Below are 24,536 nucleotides of genomic sequence, written 5' to 3' on the forward strand. Positions count from 1 at the left end.
CTGCTATCATCCGCACCTATAAATAAGCCAGAAAATTATTTTACGGCCCGGTAGATCCTTTCTTTGACATCGAACGAGACGAAGGTGTCCTTCATCTGTCCGAACATATTCTCCACCTTGCCCAGCACCAGGAAGCCTCCGGCCCGCAGGGCCTGGGCGAACTTGTAGAAGATATCCTCCTGGGTCTGCCGGGAAAAATATATCAGCACGTTGCGGCAGAATATCAGGTCCAGTTGGCTGTAGGGATACCGGGAGAAAAGGTCCAGCTTGTCGAATTTCACCATATCCTTTATCTGGGGGGAGATATGATACTTGTCGTTCCGGACCTCGAAATATTTGCCCGCCAGATTCTGGGGGATCTCATCCATGCTGGACCGGGGATAGATGCCGGCCTGGGCCTTCTCCAGTATCCGGAGGTCGATGTCCGTGGCGTAGATGTTACAGTCCATGGCCAGGCCCCGGGCCAGGGAGAATTCGCGCCACATGATGGCCAGCGAATAGGGCTCCTCCCCGGAGGAGCATCCCGCGCTCCAGATACGGACCGGGCTGCTTTTGCTCTCCTCCAGGATTATCGGCAGGACCCTGTCAAAGACCGCCAGGTAGGTCTCGGCATTGCGATAGAATTTGGTTACGTTGATGGTCAGGGCATCCAGAAGTTTGATGTATTCCCCGGGGTCATCCTTCAGTTTCTGCCGGTATTCCTCATAGCTGCCCACCTGGCAGGACCTCATCCTGACCGCCAGCCTTCTTTTAAGGGGACGCTCCTTGTACTGCCGGATATCAAAGCCGCTGTCAGCCAGTATTTTGCTGGCCAGCGCCACCAGCTCCGGATCGTTTATATTACTTGGCGAAAGCATTCTTATCCATCAGGGCCAGGTTTCGCTTCACCATCTGGTTCTCGGGGTCGGCCTCCAGAGCCTTCTGCCACCACTTCACCGCCAGGTCCTTCTGGCCCTGTTTAAGATACAGGTTGCCCAGCCGGGCCATATCCTGGGGCTCCATGATGTCAAGCTCGGCCATCCGGTTGAAGGTTTCGATGGATTGCCCTATCCTGGCGTTCTTGTAATACAGCTCCAGCAGATTGCGCAGCACGGTCCGGTCGTCAGGCCGGGCCTTCAGCGCCGCGCTGTAGTACCTCTCGGCCTCCTCGTCCTGCCCCTTGGCCTGCATCAGTGCGCCCAGGTTGTTCTGCAGGACGTGATTGGTTTTATTGCTGTTTTCTATGGAGCTCCACAGCTTGTATGCCTGATCGGGGTCGTTGCCCCTCAGGGCTATCAACCCCGCCAGGAAAGTGGCCAGCAGAGGCTTGTCGGTCGCCGGGTCGATCCGGTCCAGCTGTTCCTGGGCGGAATCATTCTCATCATCCCCGCAAAAAAGGCAGGCCAGGTTGACCCGGGGCATCGCTTTCTCGGGCGCCAGCTCGACGGCCCTGCGGTACTGCCTGGCGGCGTCCTCCCGCTCGCCCATCAATTCCAGGCTCAGGCCCAGGTTATTATAGGCCGCGGCTTTTTTGGACTCCACCGCTATGGCCTCCAAAAATTCGGTGGCCGCTTCGGCGTACTCCGCCTTCCGGAAATGGATCAGCCCCAGATAGAACCGGGCTTCGTAATGGTCCGGCCTGATCTCGATGATCCGGCGGTATTCCCTGGTGGCCTCGTCGTACATCTGGGTGCGGTAGAAGGCCATCCCCAGGTTGCTGTGGTCGTCGATGATGTTAAGATTCCAGGAGGCGGCCTGTTTGCTTTTCTCGGATCCCCGCTTGGCCAGCCCGGCCAGCAGCAGCCCGTAGACTATCTTGGAGGTCAGGAACTCGCCCAGGGCCGATGTTTCCATGATCTCGGCCAGGGAGCGGTATCCGTCGATCAACGACAGCACCTGCTTCTCCTCGCTGTTGAGATTCAGCTCCTCCTGTTTGGCCAGGTCCATCATCACCCGCTCCAGCACCGTCTGGGGGGTGGGCAGTTTCTTCTCCAGGGTCCGCCATTCGTCCACCCGCCGGGCCTCCTCCAGCAGCAGAATCATGGCATCCAGGGAGACCAGGATGGTCTCGCCTTCGGGCAGTGAATCCGGCTCGAAGAAGAACTCTCCGTCGTTCCATCGCAGCAGGAAGAAGATGGTGTCCTCTATCTGCCCCGAGACATCAGCCTCGATATCCGGCTGTTTGATCAGGCCCATCTCCAGCAGAATCCCCCCCAGCCGCCTGGTTCCCCCCTCCTGCTGCTGCAGGGCCAGGGCATCCTGCAGGTTCTGGGAGGTTATCAGGCCCCGGGAGAACAGCCTGTCGCCCAGGCGGTCCGACCGGTTCAGCAGGTTGGCGAAACAGATCTTGCCCTGGTTGAAAAAAACGCTGCCGAAATTACTGCCATCGGTGACCTTCAGGCAGCCGGTCTTGCGCCCCACCGCCAGCAGCTGCAGAACGTCGGGCAGGCTCACTTCTTTGAATGATCCTTTTATGGCCATAGCTTACGGCACTTTTTATAGAATGCAGTTCTCATTTGCTAAGCATCTTCCATCAGCCGCTCCACCAGGAACGGCCAGGTCTCTTCGATGATCCCCAGATGGGCCGGGGACGGCTCGGGCTTCCCCTTCCCGCCCTCTCCCTCCTGGCTGAGGGAGGCGATCTTGTTAAGGGCCGGCTTCTCCCCGGCCGGCGAAGCCGGCGGGGGCGGGACGGCTTCGGGGGGCGGCTCCGGTTTTTTGAGCAGGGGGGCGGCCTCCGGGGCGGTCTTTGGGGAGCTTAATTTCTGGGCCAGCGATCTTATCGCCACCTCCAGATCCTCGGCCTTGTCGGGGTCGAACATCAGGTTCTCGATCTTCTCCATCTGCTCCGGGGTGGCCCTGGCTGACAGCGGGCCGAATTCCTGCTGCAGGTTGATCAGCTTTTCTATGTTGCGGGTGTACTCTTCGTAGGCTTCGGTGACAATGGATATGTCCTGCTCCAGGATCTTTTCTATGTTGAAGGTATTGAAGCCTTTCATTTTCCAGATGAACAGCTTCTCCTTGTATCCCTGGCGCAGCTGGTCGGCATCCTGCTGCTCGTCGATCAGGGCGGTGACCTTGTGATCCAGCCCGGAGATGAAGTCGCCGAACTCTCCCACCGGGCTGTCGCCGGCCGGCAACTGGGACAGGACCAAGGCCTCCGGTTCCGCCTGGGCCGGAGGGGTCTGCAGCGGGGGCAGGGCCTCGTCCACCACCGCCTTGGTCAGCGGCCCTTCGGACAGCGAGGCATACAGCAGCACCTTGTTGAGGGCCCCCTCCAGCTCCCTGATGTTGGAGGGAACCCGGGAGGCTATGATCAGCGCGATCTCGTCCGACAGGGCCACCCCCCGGTCACGGCTCTTGCGGGAGATGATCAGGCTCTTCTCGTTGACGTCCACCTCCTTCAGCCCGATGATCAGGCCGCCCAGCAGGCGGGAGAGCAGCTTCTGGTCTATGCTCTCGATCTTCTGGGGCGTGATATCGGTGGTGACTATTATCTGGCGGCCGGAACCCACCATCCGGTCGAACAGGGGAAGCAGGCGGATCTGCATCTTACTGTCCGCCAGCCCCAGGTGAAGGTCGTCAAAAAGCAGCAGGTCCGATTTCTCGGCGGCCACCAGATCCTCCAGCGACATCTGGCTGCCGTTGAGGAAGACCAGGTTCCAGCCGGGCTGGGCCAGGGCCACCGCATTGCCGATGGCCTGCATCAGATGGGTCTTGCCCAGCCCCACCCCGCCGTGGATCAGCAGGGGGTTATATACGTTGCCGGGGTTCTCGGCCACCTTGCGGGCGGCGGCAAAGGCCAGCCGGTTGCTGGGCCCGGTAACGAAATTATCGAACTGATAAACGCTCTTTAATATGTGGGGCTTTCCTTCGGTCATTGGGCTTCCTTGAGTTTATCTTCGGTATTTGGCGCTGAGCGACTGCAGCACCAGGGCGGAGACGGCCTTGAGGGTGTCGAACACCCCGGCTCCGGTGGTGGCCACCGCTTGGTAATGGGGAACCTTTCTTGAATTCAGGGCGTGGTCCATTTCGGCCACCGGGACTATGTTCGGCATGTCCCTTTTGTTGTATTGCATCACCATGGGCACCTTGTTGATGTCCATCCCCAGTATGCCCAGATTGTCCCGCAAATTGGCCAGGCTCTCCAGGTTCTCCTGCCACAGATCCACCTGGGAGTCGGCCACGAACACTATCCCGTCGGCCCCCTGCAGCACCAGCTTCCGGGTGGAGTTGTAGAACACCTGGCCGGGGACGGTGTACAGCTGGACCCGGGTCTTGTACCCGGCAATGTCCCCCAGCTCCAGAGGCAGGAAGTCGAAGAACAGCGTCCGGTCCTTCTCGGTGGCCAGGCTGACCATGGAGCTGCGCTTGATATCCGGGATCTTGCTGTAGATGTACTGCAGATTGGTGGTCTTGCCGCAGCGGCCCGGACCGTAATAGACGATCTTGCAGGTGATCTCTTTTGATGAATAGTTAATTAAAGACATTTAAGGTAAATATTATCGATTTCTGATTTATTATCTCTGCGTCTCAGCGGTTAACGACCCGGTATTACGAGAACAGTTTGGACAGGGCATCCTCCACCGCCTGGTTGAAATCGGGCAGGGCCTCCTCCTGGGCCCCCGGCTGGCCCGGGGCGTCTGAAGGCAGCCGGTCCATTTTTTCCGAAAGGTCCCGGGCCGCCTGGTCGGTATCGGACACGATGGCCCTGGCCAGCACCGGGGACAGCTCCCGCTCGGCCTCCCCGGCGGCGTGCCGGATCATGCCCACCACGGTGGATTTGTCGAAGATGGTGGCCAGGATGAACTGGTCGGCTATCAGGCAGAAATACACGTTCCAGGTCTTGCCCTCCTGGAACATCACCTTGAACTTCTCCTCGGCCACCACCTTGGCCAGGGCCTGGGTGGAGGTGAAGATCCCGCCGATCAGGGCGGCGATGGACTGGACGTTGAAATTGGAGGTGAAGCCGGCCTGGCTGATCAGATGCCCGCTCTTGGCCAGCAGCAGGGCACAGCTGGCCCGGCTGTCCTTGAGGTAGCGGCCCATGGAGGCTTCCACCGCCTGGTTTATCTCCTCCGACAGGACGTACTGAATGTTGGTCATAGCATATCCATCAAGTGTTCCAGGCTGGCCTTCATTTTTATGGACACCAGGCCGATATTGGCCCCGGCCTCGGTGATCACGATCAGGATGCAGTGCTGGGCGCACAGGAAGATGATGTTGCCCTCGCCGGCCATCAGCTGCACCCCGTAGATCTGCTCCTCCTGGCCCCGGGCCAGCGATTTGACCACCTGGTTGAAGATGGAGGCCACCATGGCGCTGATGGTCCGCTCCTCCAGGCCGGACATGATGTTGGAGGCGATCACCAGCCCCTCCTTGTCGATCACCAGGCTGCCCCTGACCCCGGGGATATCGTTTATCTGGTTGAGTATGTTCTTCATTTTAGGCTCAAACCCTGTTCAAGTTGTTTTAGAATGACAGGTTCTTTATCCGCTCGATGGCCCGCTTGATGTTAACCGCCACCAGGCCGGTCTTGGCCGAGCTCTCGGCGGTCACCATCAGCACCTGGCCGCCCACCCGGTTGAGAAATATCTTTTCGTTCCTGGTGTCTATCACCGCCCGCTCCAGCTGGCCCAGCTTGACCTTCTGCATGGCCTCCGAGGCGGTGGAGAACACCAGCGATGACAGGGCCCCGGATGATTCCTCGTCGACCCCGGCGGCCTGCGGAGCAAAGGCGCTGGCCACCGGAAAGCCGGATTCATCCACCAGCAGGCTGGCAAAGACCTGGGGGGTCTGGATGATCTCGTTGAGGATCCGGCCGTAGGCGGTCATGGTTTTGGGGTCGGCCGCCTCCGGAGGTTTAGAAATCTTCTCCGGAGCCGGTCCGGGGACGGCCTCCTCCGGACCGGACTGGCCGGCGGGCTCCGGCGGCACAAATTCCATCTTGGGTTTTTCGGCCGCCTCGGCGGCCAGGGCCATCATGGCCTGGGCTCCCTGGTGGAAACCGGACGGGTCGACCAATGCCGGCTCTCCGGGGATGGCCGCCTGCAAAATGTCTTCCGGAACCCCCGGCTCCTCTATCACCGGCATTTCTATTTCGATCTTTTCGGGCGGGCTGGAATCTTCCCCGGCCGGAATAGCGGCTATCTCGGGGGATCTCGGTTCGGGATGGCCGGGCCTGTCCAACTCGGCCAGGACCTTTTTGGCCAGGGAATTCTCCGGCCGGACCGAAAGGATCTTGGTCAGCTCGGCCCGGGCCTTCTCGATATCGTTGATCCCCTTGTAGCACTGGGCCAGCACCAGCCGGCCCTCGATGTTGTCGGGATGCGATTCCAGCCCGCTCAGGCAGATGTTGATGGCCTCCTGATACAGGCCGTTCTCGCGGTAGAAGTCGGCCAGGGAGCCGAACAGCGGCGCCGAGGGATCATCGACCACCTGTTCGGAAAACTTTTTAGCGCCGTCCGAGGGCATTTCTGATAACATAGTGCACCGAAATTATTTTAATGCTTTGTATTATGGCGGATCTTGGGTGATGCCCGCCGGCGAACCCCTATTCCCCCATTAGCGGCAATCTTCGCTCTTTCAGTTTTTTCATCCTCTCCAGCCAGGCTTTCACCTCGGGGCTCAGTTCCGGGGCGGGCTCCGCCGGTTTATCGAAGCCGGCCATGGTCTGCCGTCCGTCGGCCACGGCGGCCTTCTCCTCCAGTCCCTCGGCCCATCTCACCGCCAGGTCCACCAGTTCCCGGATCTTCCCGGCCCTTTTATCATCGTGCGAAAATGACAGGAACCGCTCCCATCTCTCCACCGCCAGCTCCAGCCGCCCGATCTTGGCGTAGGCAAAGCCCAGGCAGTAGTTGATCTCGGGGTTGTCGTCCCGGCCCTGGCTGGCCAGTTTGTATTCCATGATGGCCTCGTCGAAGGACTCGGTCTTGAAATAAGCCTCGGCCAGATAGAGATGGGCCAGCGGAGAATCCGGCTCCTTGATCAGGATCTCGGAGAAGGTCTCGATGGCCTTCTCCAGCTGGTCTCTCCTGATCAGCTCCAGGCCCGCTTTTATCGGATCCATCACCGGCTCCTGAATATCCAGCGACAACGGGCCTTTCAGGGCGGTGGCCTTTACCAGGCCGGTGGCGCACAGGCCGTAGATGACCTTGGCGGTCTCGAACTCCCGCCCCCCCACCGAGGCTATCACCTGGCGGGCTGTCTTCTGGCCGTCGATATTGGCCAGGATCAGCCACTCCTCCGGCCTCAGGTCCAGCCGGGCCGAGGTCAGGTCGCTGCCCGGGGCCAGGGTCAGCACCATGTCCAGGTCCGGCAGTTTGGACTGGATCTTGGACCACTCGTCCAGCCGGCGGGAGACCTCCATGATCACGTTCTCGGTGATCTGGACGAAGGCCAGGTCGGGGTCGGGGACCAGCTCCATGTCCTCGAACCGGAAATAGCCCTCCTGCCAGCCCATGATGGTGGAGACCGTCTCCTCCACCTGGGTCTTCAGCATGGCCACCACCGCGTTCTTGGTGGCAAAGCCGCGCACCACCGCCAAAGCGCCGATCTTCTTTTTTTGCTTGGCGCTGGCCTGCTCCTTGAGCAGGATGTCCAGCTGGTCCTTGCTGAGCTTGCCGGAGGACAGCATCATCTGCCCCAGCTTCTCCTGCCCCTGCTGGAGGGTGCTGCGGATGATGTTGCCGGAGACGAAGAACACCTGGCCCACGTTGCGGGTGCAGTCCAGGGTCAGCACCCCGGATTTGCGGGACATGGCCAGCAGCTGGAACAGGTCCATCAGGCTGAGTTCTTTTATGGGGCCTTCGATCGCCATTTTTTAAAATAAAATATTAAAATTAAAATTACTTGCGGGCAGTTGGTATGACCAGGGCCATCAGAAGAGATTTCCCCTGGTTCTGGCTTTCTATATTCTTATTTGTCAGGGCAGTGGCCTTCTGGCAACGACCCGAATTCCAAACTCGTAATTCTAAATTCAGAATACCCTGATCACCTTCCCCCCGCCACCTGCTCCCATTGCATGGCGGTTTCGATGGCCTTTCCGGCCAGGGCCTTTAGGGCCTCATCTTTTGTAAAAGAGATGGCCTTCTGCCAGGCCTCCACCGCGTCCCGGGTCTTGCCCCGCTGGGCCAGCAGCCTGCCCCACAGCATGTACAGCTCGGGCTGGTCTCCGTGGCTCTGCATCAATTCCTGGCATAGCTGGTAGGCCTTGTCGGGCTGGCCGGCCTTGACCGCCAGCTGGGCCAGTCCCAGTTTGGCGTCAAACGATCCGGGGGATATCTTGGCCGACAGGGCGTATTCCACCGCGGCCTTGTCCAGCTGGCCCAGCTTGACGTAGGTTTCGCCCAACGCCAGATGCGAGTCCAGGTGGGCCGGGCTGTTGATCACCGCTTTCTTGAACTCCTCCACCGCCTGCTCCGGCTTGTCCTGGGAGAGGTACAGCCGGGCCAGCTGGTAATAGCCCTGGGGCAGCTTGGGATTCAACTTTATCACCTGGCGGTAGGCCATGATGGCCTCCTCCGGCTCGTTCTGCACCGCGAAGATCTCCCCCAGCCCCAGGAACAGCGAGATGTCGGAGGGATTGATCTTCAGGGCGTTCTCGTAGCAGGCCCTGGCATCCTGGTAGTCGCAGCGTTCCAGATATATCCGGCCCAGCTGGGACATCAGCTCCACATCCTCCGGCCGGGCGGCGATCTCTTCGCGCAGGATGGCGATGGCCTGGTCGCTGTCGCCCTGCATCAGGTGGGCCCGGGCCAGACCGATCTTGAAATCCTTCTGCTCCGGGTTCAGCTTGGCCAGCACCCCGTATCTGACTATGGCCTCGGCCCCCTGCTTTTCGTCCATCGCCAGCTGGGCCAGGCTCTCCAGGGCCAGCTGGTTCTGGGGCTGCTGTTCCAGGATGGCCTTGGCCTTCTTCTTCAGCTCGCCGCCCTTGCCCTCGGCCCGGAGCTTCTTCAGGCTCTCGATGTCCGACTCCAGGGTAGCCTCGTCCCATTTGCTGGCCTTGGTCCGGATGGAGGCCTCCTCCAGCACCCCCCCGAAGATATCCTGGGCCACGGTGGTGCCCTGCTCCTGGCCGGAGCCCTGCCAGCCGTCCAGGATCAGCAGTTCCGGGTCGTCCACGTAGAAGTCGATGCCCAGCTTGAAGGAGCCGCCGGTGTAGTATGATTTGAGCTCCAAGGCCCGTTTGGTGGCGGCCAGCGATTCCTGGTATTTCTCCTGGGCCGCCAGGGCGAATCCCAGGTTGTAATAGGCCTCGGCAAAATCCGAATCCAGCTTGATGCAATGCTCGAACTGGGCCAGGGCCTCGGTGTAGGATTTCTGTTTGAGGTAAAGCAGGCCGATGTTGTTGTGGGCCAGGGCCGAATCCTGGTTCAGCTTGAGCACCTCCTGGTATTCGGACATGGCCAGCCCGTCCTTGCCCTGCTTGGCGTACAGCAGGCCCAGGTTGAAGTGGGCGTCGCCGTACTGCGGCATCCTGGCCACCGCCTTCCGGAATGTCTCCTCGGCCAGCTGCTGCTGCTCCTGGTAGACATAGGCGATCCCCAGATTGTTCAAGCTGACCACATAGCCGGGATCGGAATCCAGGGCCCGCTGGTACCACTTGACCGCTTGGGCCGAGGCCCCCATCCGGTGATAGGCCAGGCCGGTGTCGTTGTAAAGTTTGGCGTTGTCGGGATCGAACTCCAGGGCCTTTTTATAGGCCTCGATGGCCTTCTGGTTCTGGCCCATGAACAGGTAGATCTCGCCCACCTCCTTGTGGACGATCCGGTTCTCCGCCTCCAGGGACAGCGCCAGCTCGAACTCCTTGAGGGCCTGCTTGAAAAGCCCCTTGCGCCGGAAGCCCACCCCCAGATTGTAGTGGGTCATGAACCCGTCCGGGGACACCTGCACCTGGTCCTCCGAATGGCGCTTGATCTCGGTCAGCAGGTCCTGGCTGTAATAATCGATCCCCAGGTTGACCTGGGCCTTGGAATAATTGGGATTGAGGGCGATGGCCTGGCGGGATTCCTCGATGGCCTTTTCCAGCAGCCCCTTCTCGCCGTAAGTGAAGCCCAGCAGGAAGTGGGCCTCCGAGCCCCCGGGGTTGATCTTGATGGCGGTCTCCAGCTGGTTGATGGACTGGTCCAGCAGGCCCAGGTTGTAATAGATCTCCCCCAGCCCGGTGTGGATGACGTATGAATCGGGGTCCAGCTTCAGGGCCTGCTGGTAGATCTCCACCGCCTCGTTGAACTGTCCCTGCTGTTTCAGGGTCAGCCCCAGGTAGAGGTAGGCCAGCATGTCGCCCGGCTTGAGCTCCACCGCCTTCTGGTAGTTGGCGATGGCCGACTTGTACTGTCCGGTGTTGCGCAGCGCCTCGGCCAGCCGGAAGTAGGCGTTGGCATCGGGGCTTTTCTTCAAAGCCTCCTCGGCCTGCTGGATCTCATCCCGGTAATAGCCGCTCTTGCGGTAGACCACCTCCAGATTGCTCCGGGCCAGAACGTTCTGGGGGTCGATCTCCAGGGCCATCTGCAGCACTTCCACCGCCTCGGCATACATGCCCTTGTTGAAATAGACCACCCCCAGGTTGTTATGGGCCGAAGCGTCACCGGCGTCTATCCGGCTTCGGAAGCCCCGCAGTATCTTCTGCTCCTCCGGGCTGACCGGGGGAATGTTTTTTTCTTCAGCGTGTTCCATTCTATAAAATCCGGATCCTGATGAATATTTTCGTTTACCCCAGATGGATGGCCTTCAGTATCACCCCCAGCGAGTCGGGATCCGGCAGCAGCAGGAAATATCCGTGCAGCACGGCGTTCTTTTCCACAAAACGGAATTCGGTCTCGATGCACACCACCAGGTCCTTGTCGTTGCCGAAATCCAGCGACACCGCGTCCAGCACCGCCGAGGCCATGTCCACCGTCATGCTGGGCACCGAGGGGACCATCACCAGGCCCAGCAGGTCGCCCAGGGCGTTCATGTAGGCGCAGGTCAGGACGTTGGACACCTCCTTGAGGGCCGATTCCTCCAGCTCCCCGATCCCGGTGGTGCTGCCCACCGGCTTTCTCAGCAGGCAGTCGGTCAGGTGCCAGGCCGCCTCCTGGGGGAACATCAGCAGGGTCCGGCCGGTCATGTCGCCCAGAAAATAGATCAGCACCCCGGCCACCACCTCGTTGGGCTTGGCGGCCATATTGAAGATCTCCTCGATGGGGTTGATCCTGATCACCGGAACATTGACCAGCACCTTCTCGTTGGTCAGTTCCGACAGGGCGGTGGCCGCATGGCAGGCCCCGATGTTGGCCACCTCCTTCAGGGCGTCCAGTTGTATCGCTCCCAGTTCGTTAAGTTCCATCTTTCTACCCTCTCTAAATCGCCGATGTATTGATTATCTATTCTGTCAGACCGCTATATTGTTGAGATCCAGGATCAGCATGGGTCGGCCCTCCCGGCCGATGGTGGCCCCGCTGAAGGTTTTGATCCCTTTGACGAAACGGGACAACGGCTTGACCACGATCTCCTGCTGGCCGATCATGGAGTCGAACAGCAGCGCCAGCTCCGCCCCCTGGCGCTCCACGATCAGGGCCGGCCCTTCGCCGATGCCGGTCTCCGGAGAAAGCCCGATGACGCTGGCCAGCCGCACCACCGGGATCACCCGGTTCCGGAACTGCAGCAGCCTCTTGCCATGCAGCGTTTTCATGGCCTTCAGCTTGATATTGGTGATCTCCTTGACCTGGGTTATGGGGACCGCGTAGGTCTGGTCATCGGCCGAGATCAGCAGGGTCCGGATGATGGCCAGGCTCAACGGGACCGTGATGGTAAAAACCGATCCCTGGCCGGGCCGGCTCTCCATGGCGAAGCTCCCGCCCATCTCCTCTATCCGGCGCTTGACCACATCCAGCCCCACCCCGCGCCCCGACAGCTCGCTGACCTTGTCGGCGGTGGAGAAGCCCGGCAGCAGCAGGTATTCATACAGCTGCTGGTCGGCCAATTCCGCGGCCTGGATGGCCGTCAGGTGCCCGTTGTCTATCACCTTGCGGCGGATCCGCTCCAGATCAAAGCCCTGGCCGTCATCGACCACCTTGATCAGTACCTGGTCCTTCTGCTTCAGGGCGGTCAGGGCTATCGAGCCCAGTTGGGACTTGCCGGCCTGCTTCCGCTTGTGCGGCAGCTCGATGCCGTGGTCCACCGCGTTTCTCAGCAGGTGGATCACCGGCTCGGAAAGCATCTGCAGTATGGCGCGGTCCATCTCCAGCTCCCGGCCCTGCACCGTGAAATCGATCTCCTTGCCCAGCCCCTTGGCGGCATCCCGCACCACCCGGGGGAAACGGTCCAGCACCTCGGACATCGGCACCAACCGGGCGGTCAACACCTCCTGCTGAAGATCGGAGGCTATCTGGGCGATCTTGTCCACTCCGTCCTGAATGGCCGGATCCCCGTTCTGGACGGCCAGCTGTTTCAGCCTCTCGCGCCACACCACCAGTTCGCCCACCAGGTTCATCAGGCTGTCGAGCCGGGCCACGCTGACCTTGACGTCCTTGGCCTTCTCCTGGGCCAGCTGGACGAAGGCTCCGATGGTTTTTCTCTCCAGGGCCTCCTCGGCGCTCTCCTCCCGCACCTCCTCGATCTGGATGTCCTCGACATCGGCGCAGGAGACATCGTTCCTCAGCTCCTCCTGGTCCTCCCGGTCGGTGACCAGGAAGATGGTGAAGCCCCGGTCGAATTTCTCCGATTCCAGGTCATGCCTCTCCGGCACGGTATAGGCCACCCGGCCGATCCTCTCCAGGGTATGCAGTATCAAAAAGGCCCGGGCTGATTTCAGGGAGACATCCTGCTCCAGCAATATCCGGATCTTGAAGACATGGGATTTCTCGGTTTTAAGGGGATTGATCCTTTTAAAATCGCTGCCCCCGTTGGAGGACACCTTGGCCGGGGCCGCCTCAGGGGCCACGGCGGTCAAACCCACAATCTGGCCCACCAGCTCCCGGCAACGCTGGGTGAGGCTCTGGTCCGGCTGTTTCCCGGCCGCCACCAATCCCACCGCCTCCTCCAGAAAATCCAACACCGAAAAGATCAGGTCGATCTCCTCGGAGGCGGCCGCCGTCTGGCGGCGGCGCATCTTCTCCAGCAGGTCCTCGCCCTTGTGGGTAAGATCGGCGATGAAGTCCAGCCCGATGGAGGCCGCCATGCCCTTGATGGTGTGCATGGACCGGAAGATCTCATCCAGCTGGGAGCTCTCGTCGGGCTTCTTCTCCAGGGCCAACAGCGCCTGATTCAGGCTGACCAGGTGCTCCCTGGTCTCCGCCACGAACAGGTTTATGTATTTTGCGGTATCCATGGAATACCCCTATTCCCGGTGCTTGGCTGGCAACGAAATCTACGGGAAATCAGGTTATCCTGATGCTCGGCGCGGTTATTTCAGCGCCCGCTGGGCCGCTTCCAGCACCCGCGAGGGCTGGAAGGGTTTGACCACGAAATCCCTGGCCCCGGCCTGGATGGCCTCCACCACCAAAGCCTGCTGGCCCATGGCGCTGCACATCAGGATCCGGGCGTTGGGATCTATCTGCATGATGGCCTTGACCGCCTCGATGCCGCCCATGTCGGGCATGATGATGTCCATGATCACCAGATCCGGCTTCAGCTTCTGGTACTGGTCCACCGCCTCGGCGCCGGTGGCGCCCTCGCCGCAGACCTCGAACTCTCCCTTTTTCAGGATGTCCGAGATCATGGTCCTCATGAAGATGGCATCGTCCACCACTAATACCTTGCGACTCATTTAACCTCCTCCAAAGATAATATTTTATCCAAGTTAAGTATTATTATTTTTTCCCGGTTGATGTCTATCACCTTATCGTAGAATCGCCCGTTGGCGGCTTTTTTGATGCTGTCGGGAACATCCTTGGGCACAGCCTTGATGGTCTCCACGCTGTCCACCCGGTCCACTATCAGCCCGGCCGTCTCCTGATTATAATCCACGATGATTATGACCACATCGGGGCCGATCTGGCTGTTCTCCGCCAGGTGCAGCCTCCTCCGCAGATCGATAATGGTGGTTATCTCGCCCCTCAGGTTGATCAGCCCGGCGAGATATTCGGGAGCCAGGGGCACCGGGACAATATCCTGCATTTCCTCGATGCTTTTAACCTGATCGGTGTAAAGTGCAAACTTTTCTTTACCCAGGTTGAATATTACAATTTCCCGGGATGCAATTTTTTCCGTCATAGAACGGTTATCCTATTAAATATATAATACTTAACAGTTTATAACTTTTTTTGCCATAAGTCAATAAAAAAATACCGGAAATTTAATCTTTAAGCCGAATAGTAAAAGGGGCGGCATGTCTGCCGTCCCTCAACATAAAAAATTTGATTATTTAATAGCTACTCTCTTCTTGGTAGCCCTGAAAACACCGAATTCAAAACGTTAGCTATAAATTCCGTTAATATGGCCTCACTCGTACCTTAAGGCTTCTATCGGGTCCAGATCCGCCGCTTTTCTGGCCGGATACCATCCGAAGAAGATGCCCACCGCGGCTGAGAAGCCGAAGCCCAGCAGCACCGACCACCAGGTAACGGTCGATGGCAGTTTGATGGCCAGCGACACCAAAGCCGCCAAGACGAATCCCAAGATCATCCCGCACAACCCGCCAACGGACGACAGAGCCACCGCCTCCACCAGAAACTGCCGCAGGATATCCCTCTTGCGGGCCCCGATGGCCTTGCGGATGCCTATCTCCCTGGTGCGCTCGGACACCGAGACCATCATGATGTTCATGATACCGATGCCTCCCACCAGCAGCGAAAGAAAGGTCACTCCTATCATCAGCCCGAAGATCCCGGCGGTGATGCTGCGGTAGACCGCCATCAGCTGATCGGCGGAGTTTATGCTGAAATCATCGGGCTGGGAGGGCGGCACCCTGCGGCGGCGGCGCAGCAGTTCGGTGATCTCGTCCCGGGCCGAAGCCACATGCCCAATATCTACCGGCTGGACCACCACCTGAACCGAGGTGCCGAACCCGCCGTGTTCCCGGATCGCGCCGGAGATGCATTTCATGTAGGCGGTGATGGGAATGACCAAATAGCTGTCCTTGTCGTTGCCCAAAAACACGCCCTGTTTTTTCAGCAGTGCGATCACCTCGAACCTCTTGCCCTCGATGATGATATTCCGGCCTATGGGATCCTGTCCCAGGGCCAGTTTCTCGGCTATGGTGGGGCCGATCAGGCATACCTGGCGCTTGTGGTCGACGTCGAAATAGCTCATGGGACGACCCTGGTCTATCTCGTAATCGCCGATATACTGGTCGTCGGGGGTGGTGCCGTTGACGTGGACGCCCAGAGCCTCCTGCCCGCGGTACTTGACGGTGGTGGTCATATGCAAATTAGGGGCCACTCGGCGCACCGAGGGACACTGGTCCCGGATGGCATAGGCGTCGGCCAAGGTCAGGTTCTTGCGCTTTTGGACCTTGAGGTATTCAGACGCATCCTGCGGTCCCCAGGTGCTTTTCTGGACGTAGAGGGTGGTGCTGCCGATGGAGTCCAGCTCCCTGGTAACCATCCGGTTCAGGCCGTCGATCATGGACATCATCACGATCACCGCCAGCACTCCGATCAATATCCCCAGAGTGGTCAGGCCGGAGCGCAGCTTGTGGGATCGGATGGCCTCAAACGCCAGTTTTATCGACTCCCAGTAGTGCACAACGATCTCCAAAAGATTGAAGGATGCCTTGACCGGCATCCTTCATCGTCTTTATGAAATATTATTCGTACCTCAGGGCCTCTATCGGGTCCAGCTCGGCCGCCCGTTGGGCCGGGTACCACCCGAAGAATATCCCCACCGCGGCCGAGAAGCCGAAGCCCAGCAGCACCGACCACCAGCTGACCGAGGCCGGAAGCTTGATGACCAGCGAGACCAGCCCGGCCAGGATGAATCCCAGTACCATCCCGGTGATGCCTCCCACCAGGGAAAGGGTCACCGCCTCGATGATGAACTGCTGCATGATGTCCTTCTTGCGGGCCCCGATGGCCTTGCGGATGCCTATCTCCTTGATCCGCTCGTTTACCGACACCAGCATGATGTTCATGATGCCGATGCCCCCCACCAGCAAGGACAGCAGGGTGACCCCGATCATCAGGCCGAACACCCCGGCGGTGATCTTCTTGAATATGCCCATGATCTGGTCGGCGGTGACGATGCCGAAATCGTCCGGCTTGGAGGGCGGCACCTTGCGCCGCCGCCGCAGCAACTCGGTGACCTCATCCTTGGCCTGTTCCACGTGGGCCATATCCAGCGGCTGGACCGCAATGGTCACCGAGCCGCCCCGCCCCCGGTTGCGGATCATCCCCGAGAACATCTTCTGGTAGGTGGAGATCGGGATGATCAGCATGTTGTCCTGATCGTTGCCCAGAAAGGAACCCTTTTTCCCCAGCAGGGCTATCACCTCGAATCGGTTGCCGTTGATGATTATCTCCTTGCCCAAGGGGTCCTGCAGGCCGAACAGCTTCTCCACCACCGTGTAACCCAGCATGGCCACCGGCCGGCTGTGCACCATGTCGACGTTGGACATGGCCCGTCCATCGGTGATCTCGTACTCGGCTATGAACTGAAATTCGGGGGTGGTGCCGGTGACCTCGGTGCCGATCACTTCCTGTTTGCCGAATTTGACATTGGCCATGATATCCAGCATGGGGGCCACCCGCATCACCGAGGGACAGTTATCCCTGATAGCGTAGGCGTCCTCGATGGTCAGGTTCTTGCGACCCCGGGTCTTCAGCCAGTCATCGTGGCTCATCACCAGCCCCTGACGCTGGACGTAGAGGGTGGTGGTGCCCAAAGAAGAGAGCTGTTTGGCGATCATCTTGTTGAATCCGTCGATCAAAGCCAGCATCCCTATCACCGTCAGCACCCCGATCATGATCCCCAGGGTGGTCAGCCCGGAGCGGAGCTTGTGGGCCCAAATGGCGTCAAAGGCCAGTCTGACCGCTTCCCATATGTTCATGGCCTTACCCTTTCCTTATGATTTGATCGGAGACGATCTCTCCATCCAGTATCCGAACCGCCCGGTGGGCATGTTCTCCCACCTTCTGGTCGTGGGTCACCAGGATCACCGTCTTTCCTTCATTATGCAGCCGGTCGAACAGGGCCATGATCTCCACCCCGGTTCTGCTGTCCAGATTTCCGGTGGGTTCGTCGGCCAACAGGATCGAGGGGTCATTGACCAGAGCCCGGGCGATGGAAACCCTCTGTCTCTCGCCGCCCGACATCTCGGTAGGTTTATGATGAACCCGGTGGGCCAGCCCCACCGATTCCAGCGAAGCAATGGCTTTAGCCCTTCTGATCCCGGAATCAACCCCGGCATACTGCATGGGCAATTCCACATTATGCAGGGCCGAAGAGCGGGGCAGCAGGTTGAAGGTCTGGAATACGAACCCTATCTTCTTGTTTCTCACCGCAGCCAGCTGGTCGTCATCCATCTCCGACACCAATAATCCGTCCAGGTGATAGCTTCCGGTAGTGGGGGTATCCAGGCATCCCACCAGATTCATCAGGGTGGATTTGCCGGAGCCCGATGGCCCCATGATGGATACGTACTCGCCGGACTCAACCTTCAACGAGACCCTCTTTAAGGCCTCCACCTTGACGCCATCCATCTTATATACCTTGGAGAGATTTTCCATTTTTATCATGGCTTACAACCTACCTTCCCCGGTTGCCCTGTTTGCCGGCCACCTGGTCTCTGATGATCTTTACCTTGTCCTGGTGTTTCAGATTCCTCAGGATGCTGAACGGGCCCTTGATCACTTCCTGGCCGTCGGTGAGGCCGGAGAGCACCTCTATGTTATCCTGGTCGGAGACACCGGTCTCCACCGGCAGGATGACTGCTTTCCCCTTCTCCACGGCGTAGACCACCTCCTGCTCCTTCTCCTTGACCTTCTTGCCGTCGCTGGGATTTTCCCCGGCCAGAGCCCCGCCCTTGCCTTTCTTTCGCTCGGCCGCCTTGCGCTCGGAATCGACCTTGCGCATCACCACCGACTGGATGGGGATCAGCAGGATGTCCTTCTTGTGGGAGGTGGTGATGTCCACGTTGGCCGACATCCCGGACTTGAGGTCCTCCGACCTTTCGAGGAACCTGGTCTTGACCGTATAATTGACCGAGGCGTTGCTGCTGCTGGAGACGCTGACGCTGGATATGGCGGCGTTACCCACTTCGGAGACCTCGCCCTTGAATGTTTTGCCCAGGATGGCGTCCACCTCGATCTCGGCCGGCTGGCCGATCCGGATGTCCTTGACGTCGCTTTCGTCCACCTGGGCCTCCACCTCCATCTGGGACAGGTCGGCCACCGTCATGATCACCGACCCGGCGTTGTTCATGGTCCCGGTGACCACCACTTCCCCCACCTCCACGTTCAGCTGGACCACCGTGCCATTGATGGGCGAGGTGATGGTGGTCTTGCTGTAGGTGTCCTGGGCCTGCTCCAGCGAGGCTTCGGCCTGGGTCAGACGGGCCCGGTCCAGATTGAATTGGGTGGTGGTGGCCTCATTTTCCTCCTGGGATATCAGCCCGGCGGCAAACAGCTCCTGCTTGCGTTTATAGATCAGCTCGGTCTGGGCCAGGTTGGCTTTGGCCAGCTCCAGGCTGGCCCGGGCCTGCTTGACCTGGGCGGCATAGTTGGTGGGGTCTATCTGCACCAGGATCTGGCCCTTTTTAACCAGGTCGCCCTCCTTCACCGGGAGGCGGCTGATCTTGCCCATCACGTAGGCCGATATCTGAACCTCGGTCTCGGCCTTGACGTTACCGGGGGCCGAGACGACGGAGACTATCTCGCCCTTCTTGACCTTGGCGGACTGGACGGCCAGTTTTTTGGTGCCCTTCACTATATTGGAAACCACCAGGATCACCACCAGCAGCGATGCCGCGGTTATTATCCATAATTTCTTGCTTTTGAAGTTGATCATCGGGTTTTCTCCATTTGTATGTTCTGTTTTTCGCTTTTTATATTTCCGGAAGCAGGATAGATCACCACCTGCCCAGGGCTTTGGCGGTCCTGGCCTCCGCCAGATAATATTCGCACAGGGCATTGGTGGCCTGCTGTTGGGCCTGGTTGTATGTAAGCTGGCTGGTCAACAGGTCCAGCACCGAAGCCGATCCCAGTTTGTATTTTTCGTTGGTCAGACGGTAATCCTCGCTGGCCTGCTGCAGCAGGTCCCCCACCAGCGCTACCGCCTCCTTGGCGGTCTTCAGCCCGATCTGCGCCTGTTTAAGTTCGGAATAGACCGATTGCCGGGCCGAGATCATGTCGGCCTCGGCCGCTCTGGCCTGGGCCCTGGCCTGCCTGATCCTGGCCATCGAGGCTGTGCCGTCAAAAATATTCCAGCTGAGGGCCAGGCTGGCATTCCAGTAATCGTGGGCGTTCCAGCTGTCGCTGTTGGTAAATTGCATACTATCGGAATATCCGTAGCTATACGAAAAAGACAGGGATGGCAGCTTGCTAAGATATGCCGCCCAGGCGGAGGATTTCTTGGCTTGGTGGTTTTTCTGGGCCGACAGATAGCCGGGGTTGCTTTCGATGGTCTTGTCATCCAAGGATTCTATGGTGTAGGCCTGCTGGGTAGTGTCCGGAAATGCCACTTCCGAGCCAACCCGCACTTCTCCGGCCAGGCCCAGAATGTTGGCTATTGTCTGCCGGCCGGTCAGCTGGGCGCTCTGGGCATTCAGCAGATCTATCTTGCTCTGCATCAGGCGCACCTGTATCTTCAGCATGTCGGCCTGGCTGATGGAGCCCAGCTGGTACATCAGTTTGGCCTGCTTGGACTGCTCCTCGCTTTGCTTGACCGAGGCCTCGGCCACCTCCATGGCCTTCTGCAGTTTCACCAGATTGTAGTAGGCCGCTTTGACATTATAGACCAGCGAAGCCATCGCTTGCTGATATCCGGATTTGGCAGCCTGCCGCGACCGGTACGATCCCAGGATATCCGCCCACTGGGAGAGATTAACCACGCTCTGGCTGGCGGACAACGAGGTCCGGTAACTTTCATTTTTCCCCCCTTCGACGGCATTATAGAAGGCATCGTAAGTAGTGGCCGGCCCGCTCTGCCCGTAGCTGGAGGAGGCATTTATGTGCGGCAGGATACCCGACACCGAGGTCTGCAGACCGGCCCCGGCAATGGTCAGGCTGCTTTGGGCCCGCACCATATCCGGGCTCTGTTTAAGGGCCATCTCCACGCACTGTTCGACAGTCAATAGTTGATCGGCCGGTTGGGCGGATATCATTGATGCCGACACCCAGGAAAGCATCAATACCAGGAACAGGTTTTTCATAAAATCTGCCTTTGATCTTTATTGGTTTGATTGTTGCTAAAAACTACGTTTTATTGGAAAATAAAGTTTCCTAACTTTTTGCTATGCCGTAGAAGAAAAGATCAGTTATGTTCTTGATGGTCTTGCTTTTGGATATTTCGGGATGTGAATGGAATGCCCCCCGGCTGGCCATGGCCATCATGCCGGCCCACAAGGTATAATCGCCCTGCTTGAACTTGCCGGCCCTGGCGCCGTTCTCCAGTTCATCGGCCAGGACCTTTATCACCTTATGGTTGTGGGCCTTGATCTTTTTGACCCTCTTCATTATCTCCTTGCCTTCGATCTCGTGCATCAGATTGAGCAGGGCGCGGTTTTCGGTCACAAAATCCGCCAGGGCCTCCAACATACCTGCCACCTTATTTTCCGGGCTGTTCCGCTTTCCCCTGGCGGCCATCATCCGGCCGTACATCTCATCCATGGCATTTTCCAATATGCTGAAGAACAGGTCCTCCTTGTGGGAAAAATATCGATAGATGGTGCCCTTGCCGATCTTTGCCTCCCGGGCCACATCGTCCATCAACGTTTTATGAAAACCTTTCCGGGGGAACACCTTCCCGGCGGCTCTCAGGATGTCCAGCTTCTTGTTATCGTTCAGGGTTCGCATTTGTGCTCCGATTTATAATAGAACTGACCAGTCAGTTCCATTATAAACAAAAAACAGGATATTGTCAATATGCCCGTTTTATATTATTTATCGATTCTGGCCGGGCACTATTTAGAACGGCCTTTCGCCGGTTATGCCAGTTCTGGAGGAAGCTGGCTGTCCGGCTAGGGCCGTTCTTTGGGTTATGAAGACTCTATGCAAGATTAGACTACGGATACTCAATAAGGTTTAATATCATTTGACATTTTTCCCACAATTTCCTTTATCCTCACCATATTCATCACATCCTCCTGGTTATAGGCCAGTAACGTGTTCAATGAGTCAATGCTGCCGTATTCGATATAATTTTGCCACAGATACAAGGCATCGCGCCCGTCCATATCCGGCAGATCCCTCCCGATCCCCAGCATCTTCTCGATGGCTTTCTGCCCCCCGACCAGCCCGTGTTTTTTGCAGAGATATCGCAGGTCGATGGAATCATACTTCTCCCTCAGGGCCAGCCCCAGTTTTTTCTTGATGACCGGGAGGTCGAAACAATGCCCGTTGAAGGTATACAATCCCCTCCGGTCCGGGCCCGCTGCCTCTCCGGGATCTTTGATGCTTGGTTTAGGCAAACGTCTGGTTATTCGGACCTTGGTTATATCCCTTCCCACTATCTGCTGGAACCCGGTGGATTCCGAATAAAATCCCAGGACGGTGATGTTTTGGCGGAAATCGGTTTCGATGTCCAAAAATAATGGCATGATCGTACAACGATATCGGGTTTATAAAACTTAGCTATTTATAAGACGATGGACGGTGGTTTTGAAATTTCCGTCAATGTTTTAAGGTCAATGGCCGCCAAATAAATTCTTAAGCTTGTCTCCGGCCTTCTTCTTCAATTCCTCGGCCTCCTTCTTGGCCTTGTCCTCGGCGGCCTTCTTGGCCTTGTCCGCTTCGGCCTGAGCCTGCTGTTTCAGTTTGTCGGCCTCGGCCTGAGCCTGGGCTTTGGCCTTGTCCATTTCCTCCTGAGCCTTGCCTTTTAACCTGGCCTGGGCCATCTGGGTGTCCCAGCCGATGGACGGCTTTGGGGCCGGGCCTTTTATCAGAAGGTCCAGCACCATCCGGCCGTCCTTGTCGGAGAACAGGCTGGTGGCCGATGATCTGGCCCGCAGCTTGTCGGATTCCTCCTTGGTCAGTTTGATGGACACCCGGTAATCCAGGGTGCCGTCGAACCCGGAACTGCCGGTAAGGTTGACATCGCCGAAACGGCTGTCCATCTTCAGGTCGTCCAGATACAATCTTTCATTCAATATCCGGAATCCCATGACCAGGCTCTTGAAGGTCAGGTCCTTGTCGCCGGTCAGTTTGGTGTATTCGAAGACCTTGGCCAGCAGGTCCCAGTTGATTATCTTCCCCTGGCCGGTCTTGGCGCTGCCGGAGCCTTTCAGGGTCTTTTTGATCAGGATGGTGTCCGGAGCCAGCCCCGAGAACTCCCCGTTAATATCCAGCTTGGTGAACATCCGGTCCTTGAACGGGGTCAGCGCGCTTAAAAAATCGTTGGCCTCCAGCTGGCTGGCCTGGGCCTTCAGCTTGTACTCGATCTTGGTGAGATCGCTCAGATCGGACCACAGACTGCCCAGCACCTTCCCGCTGTAAATCCCCACCTGGCCGTCCAGGTTGAGTTTCCGGTCATTGATGGACAGGTTCCCGGCCAGGTTGTCGTAATCTATCTTTAGGAATTTGACCTGGGCGATCCGGACCTTGCCGTCCATCAAAAAGTCCGGCAAAGGAGGCAGCACCGGCATCGGAGCCGGTTGGGCCTGGCCCTTGGTGGCTGCGGCCTGTCCGGGCTTGGGAAGCGGCGGCAGCATCTCATCCAGGTCCAGCAGCGGGGAATTCAGGGCAAAGGTGATGACCGCCTTGCCCTGCTTGGGAAGGGCGATGGCCGGCTGGCCGGGCTTAGGCGCAGGCATTTCCGGGGCCAGGCTCAGAAAGTTCTTGACCTGGGCGGTGAGCGACATCGAGCTGCGGCCGATCCTGCAGGAGATGTCCGGGACGTTGATAAGGTTCTTGGTCAGCTGGACGGTGCCGCTTAGATCGGTCACCGGCTTCATCAGGGCCTTGGTGGCCAGGGAGATCTTTTCGATGTCCACCCGGCCGTCCATGTTAAACGTATTGATATCATTGATTTTCCCGTCTACCTTGAAATCGGCCTTGATCTTCCCGGCCAGGGTCATGCCCTCTTCCAAGGGAACATACTCCTTGACCTCGCCCAGGTCGAAGTTACCCTTGAAGGCCGCCTTGATGTAAGGATCCTCGAAGTTCCTGACCAGGCAGGACATCTCGAAACCGGCCGTCCCCAGCTTGGCCGAGATCTTTTTGATGTCCAGGTCGTTCTCGGTGAAGTTGATTTCCCCGTTGACGTCGGAGATGGACTTGGGCAGCATGGCGTATTTCACCCCGATGTTGCGCAGGCCCACCATACCGTCCACCTTGGGCATGGACTTGGGATCCTGGGGATCTATCTGCCCGGTGATCTTCAATCCCAGCTCGATCTTTCCGGTGGCCTGAACGTCCCTGGCCTGGGCCTTGAACTCCGCCGGAATGGCGGCGAAGATCTGCTTCATATCGATGGCGGTGGTCTTCAGGGCCAGGTCCAGCACCGGCAGGCTGTCGAATTCGGCCACCGTTCCGGCCAGGGTCAGAGCGATACCTTGGGGGGCCACGGTCAGATGGTTGATGGTGACCACCGCGGCCGGCAGATTGACTGAAATATCGTGATCGACGTTGGCATAGATCCGGCTGAGGCTGATGCCCGGCATGGTGGTCCTGATCTCCTTGACCTTGATCCAGCCGGTGGTATGGATGTTCTCCAGCTTGGCATCGGCATCCAGCCGTAACTGCTCGTTTATGCCCAAAGCTTCGACCCGCACTTTAAGCTGTTTGTCTTCGAATATGAAACTGCCATCGTTGATCCTGAAGGATTGAACGGCGATGGACACCGGGCTGGAGCCCGGCGGCGGGGCCTTCTGGGAGGAATCGACCGGCACCGCCTTTATAAGGTCATCGAAATTGAAGGCACCTTTGGTGCTTTTTTCTATCAGGAGGGACGGTCGGTCGATGACCAGACTTGTCACCGCCAGTTGGCGCTTTAAAAGGGCCAGAAGGTTGACCTTTAATGTCACGGCCTCGATAGTAGCCATCGGCTTGGGGTCGAAATCCTGGGCGTTGGCCAGTTCAATGCCCTTGAGCTGGACGCCCAGTCCGGTCCATACCTTTAACGAGAAGCTTTCTACTTTGACCGGCCGTCCCACCGCCTGCTCTATCTTGGGCATCAGCAGGGCCCTCAGCTTGGCCGGCGGGAACATCAGTTTTAGGGTGATCCCCGCGGCCACAAAGATGAAGACGAAGGCCGCCAGGACGAACAGTGATATCTTGATGAACTTGTTCATTTTATACCTCGGATTGATTTTTTGTTGACAGGGAAAAGATATCATAAACGATAAAAAAAAACAAGCGGAAAGTAAAAACAGCCTCCGAAAAAACGGAAGCTGGCAATTTTAGGCGATAAAATCCAAAGCCGGCCATTTTGACTGGACCAAAATGATCGGCCGGGGTATGGCCTGTCCGCCAATACCT

21 protein-coding genes are annotated in these 24,536 nt (G+C 58.3%); all 21 read right to left on the reverse strand.

Annotation, left to right across the window (positions count from 1 at the left end; all coding sequences use genetic code 11):
- Window positions 1-35: 35 nt before the first annotated feature.
- The gene (locus RDU76_07375; protein ID MDQ7798748.1) at window positions 36-857 is read right to left on the reverse strand and encodes a protein-glutamate O-methyltransferase CheR; all 822 of its coding nucleotides are present in this window, start codon (window positions 855-857) and stop codon (window positions 36-38) included.
- Window positions 841-2,460 carry a tetratricopeptide repeat protein gene (locus tag RDU76_07380; protein MDQ7798749.1) on the reverse strand — a complete coding sequence of 540 codons (1,620 nt, stop codon included), beginning with the start codon at window positions 2,458-2,460 and terminating at the stop codon, window positions 841-843. The genes RDU76_07375 and RDU76_07380 overlap by 17 nt, the downstream gene beginning before the upstream one ends.
- 38 nt (window positions 2,461-2,498) lie before the next feature.
- Window positions 2,499-3,860 (reverse strand): DnaA/Hda family protein, encoded by a 1,362-nt coding sequence (locus RDU76_07385; GenBank protein MDQ7798750.1) that lies wholly within the window; start codon window positions 3,858-3,860, stop codon window positions 2,499-2,501.
- Between the two features lie 15 nt (window positions 3,861-3,875).
- The gene (locus tag RDU76_07390) at window positions 3,876-4,469 is read right to left on the reverse strand and encodes a gliding-motility protein MglA (GenBank protein ID MDQ7798751.1); all 594 of its coding nucleotides are present in this window, start codon (window positions 4,467-4,469) and stop codon (window positions 3,876-3,878) included.
- Between the two features lie 64 nt (window positions 4,470-4,533).
- Window positions 4,534-5,085: a hypothetical protein gene (locus RDU76_07395; GenBank protein MDQ7798752.1), complete on the reverse strand. Its 552-nt coding sequence runs from the start codon at window positions 5,083-5,085 to the stop codon at window positions 4,534-4,536.
- Window positions 5,082-5,423, reverse strand: coding sequence for a roadblock/LC7 domain-containing protein (locus RDU76_07400; GenBank protein MDQ7798753.1), 342 nt, complete (start codon window positions 5,421-5,423; stop codon window positions 5,082-5,084). The genes RDU76_07395 and RDU76_07400 overlap by 4 nt, the downstream gene beginning before the upstream one ends.
- A gap of 28 nt (window positions 5,424-5,451) precedes the next feature.
- Entirely contained in the window at window positions 5,452-6,465 is a 1,014-nt protein-coding gene (locus RDU76_07405) for a tetratricopeptide repeat protein (GenBank protein ID MDQ7798754.1), read from the reverse strand.
- A 67-nt stretch (window positions 6,466-6,532) separates the two neighbouring features.
- Window positions 6,533-7,798 (reverse strand): DUF4388 domain-containing protein, encoded by a 1,266-nt coding sequence (locus tag RDU76_07410; protein MDQ7798755.1) that lies wholly within the window; start codon window positions 7,796-7,798, stop codon window positions 6,533-6,535.
- 173 nt (window positions 7,799-7,971) lie between these two features.
- Window positions 7,972-10,659 carry a tetratricopeptide repeat protein gene (locus tag RDU76_07415; GenBank protein ID MDQ7798756.1) on the reverse strand — a complete coding sequence of 896 codons (2,688 nt, stop codon included), beginning with the start codon at window positions 10,657-10,659 and terminating at the stop codon, window positions 7,972-7,974.
- 34 nt (window positions 10,660-10,693) lie between these two features.
- A complete protein-coding gene (locus RDU76_07420) occupies window positions 10,694-11,311 on the reverse strand; it encodes a chemotaxis protein CheC (GenBank protein MDQ7798757.1) in 618 nt (205 codons plus the stop codon).
- A gap of 45 nt (window positions 11,312-11,356) precedes the next feature.
- Complete coding sequence (locus RDU76_07425) at window positions 11,357-13,294, reverse strand: chemotaxis protein CheA (protein MDQ7798758.1); 1,938 nt, start codon at window positions 13,292-13,294, stop codon at window positions 11,357-11,359.
- A 75-nt stretch (window positions 13,295-13,369) separates the two neighbouring features.
- A complete protein-coding gene (locus RDU76_07430) occupies window positions 13,370-13,732 on the reverse strand; it encodes a response regulator (GenBank protein ID MDQ7798759.1) in 363 nt (120 codons plus the stop codon).
- Window positions 13,729-14,178 (reverse strand): chemotaxis protein CheW, encoded by a 450-nt coding sequence (locus RDU76_07435; GenBank protein MDQ7798760.1) that lies wholly within the window; start codon window positions 14,176-14,178, stop codon window positions 13,729-13,731. The genes RDU76_07430 and RDU76_07435 overlap by 4 nt, the downstream gene beginning before the upstream one ends.
- 228 nt (window positions 14,179-14,406) lie before the next feature.
- Entirely contained in the window at window positions 14,407-15,690 is a 1,284-nt protein-coding gene (locus RDU76_07440) for an ABC transporter permease (GenBank protein MDQ7798761.1), read from the reverse strand.
- A gap of 22 nt (window positions 15,691-15,712) precedes the next feature.
- The gene (locus tag RDU76_07445) at window positions 15,713-16,951 is read right to left on the reverse strand and encodes an ABC transporter permease (protein ID MDQ7798762.1); all 1,239 of its coding nucleotides are present in this window, start codon (window positions 16,949-16,951) and stop codon (window positions 15,713-15,715) included.
- A 4-nt stretch (window positions 16,952-16,955) separates the two neighbouring features.
- Window positions 16,956-17,639 (reverse strand): ABC transporter ATP-binding protein, encoded by a 684-nt coding sequence (locus tag RDU76_07450; protein MDQ7798763.1) that lies wholly within the window; start codon window positions 17,637-17,639, stop codon window positions 16,956-16,958.
- 10 nt (window positions 17,640-17,649) lie between these two features.
- Window positions 17,650-18,909, reverse strand: a complete 1,260-nt coding sequence (locus tag RDU76_07455) for an efflux RND transporter periplasmic adaptor subunit (protein ID MDQ7798764.1) — start codon at window positions 18,907-18,909, stop codon at window positions 17,650-17,652.
- 61 nt (window positions 18,910-18,970) lie between these two features.
- Complete coding sequence (locus RDU76_07460) at window positions 18,971-20,272, reverse strand: TolC family protein (protein ID MDQ7798765.1); 1,302 nt, start codon at window positions 20,270-20,272, stop codon at window positions 18,971-18,973.
- A gap of 70 nt (window positions 20,273-20,342) precedes the next feature.
- Entirely contained in the window at window positions 20,343-20,915 is a 573-nt protein-coding gene (locus RDU76_07465) for a TetR/AcrR family transcriptional regulator (GenBank protein ID MDQ7798766.1), read from the reverse strand.
- Window positions 20,916-21,133: 218 nt separating this feature from the next.
- Complete coding sequence (locus tag RDU76_07470) at window positions 21,134-21,658, reverse strand: ribonuclease H-like domain-containing protein (GenBank protein ID MDQ7798767.1); 525 nt, start codon at window positions 21,656-21,658, stop codon at window positions 21,134-21,136.
- Between the two features lie 87 nt (window positions 21,659-21,745).
- Window positions 21,746-24,349: an AsmA family protein gene (locus tag RDU76_07475; protein MDQ7798768.1), complete on the reverse strand. Its 2,604-nt coding sequence runs from the start codon at window positions 24,347-24,349 to the stop codon at window positions 21,746-21,748.
- Window positions 24,350-24,536: the final 187 nt, after the last annotated feature.

It is taken from the genome of Candidatus Edwardsbacteria bacterium, from assembly GCA_031082425.1.
Classification (GTDB): domain Bacteria; phylum Edwardsbacteria; class AC1; order AC1; family EtOH8; genus UBA2226.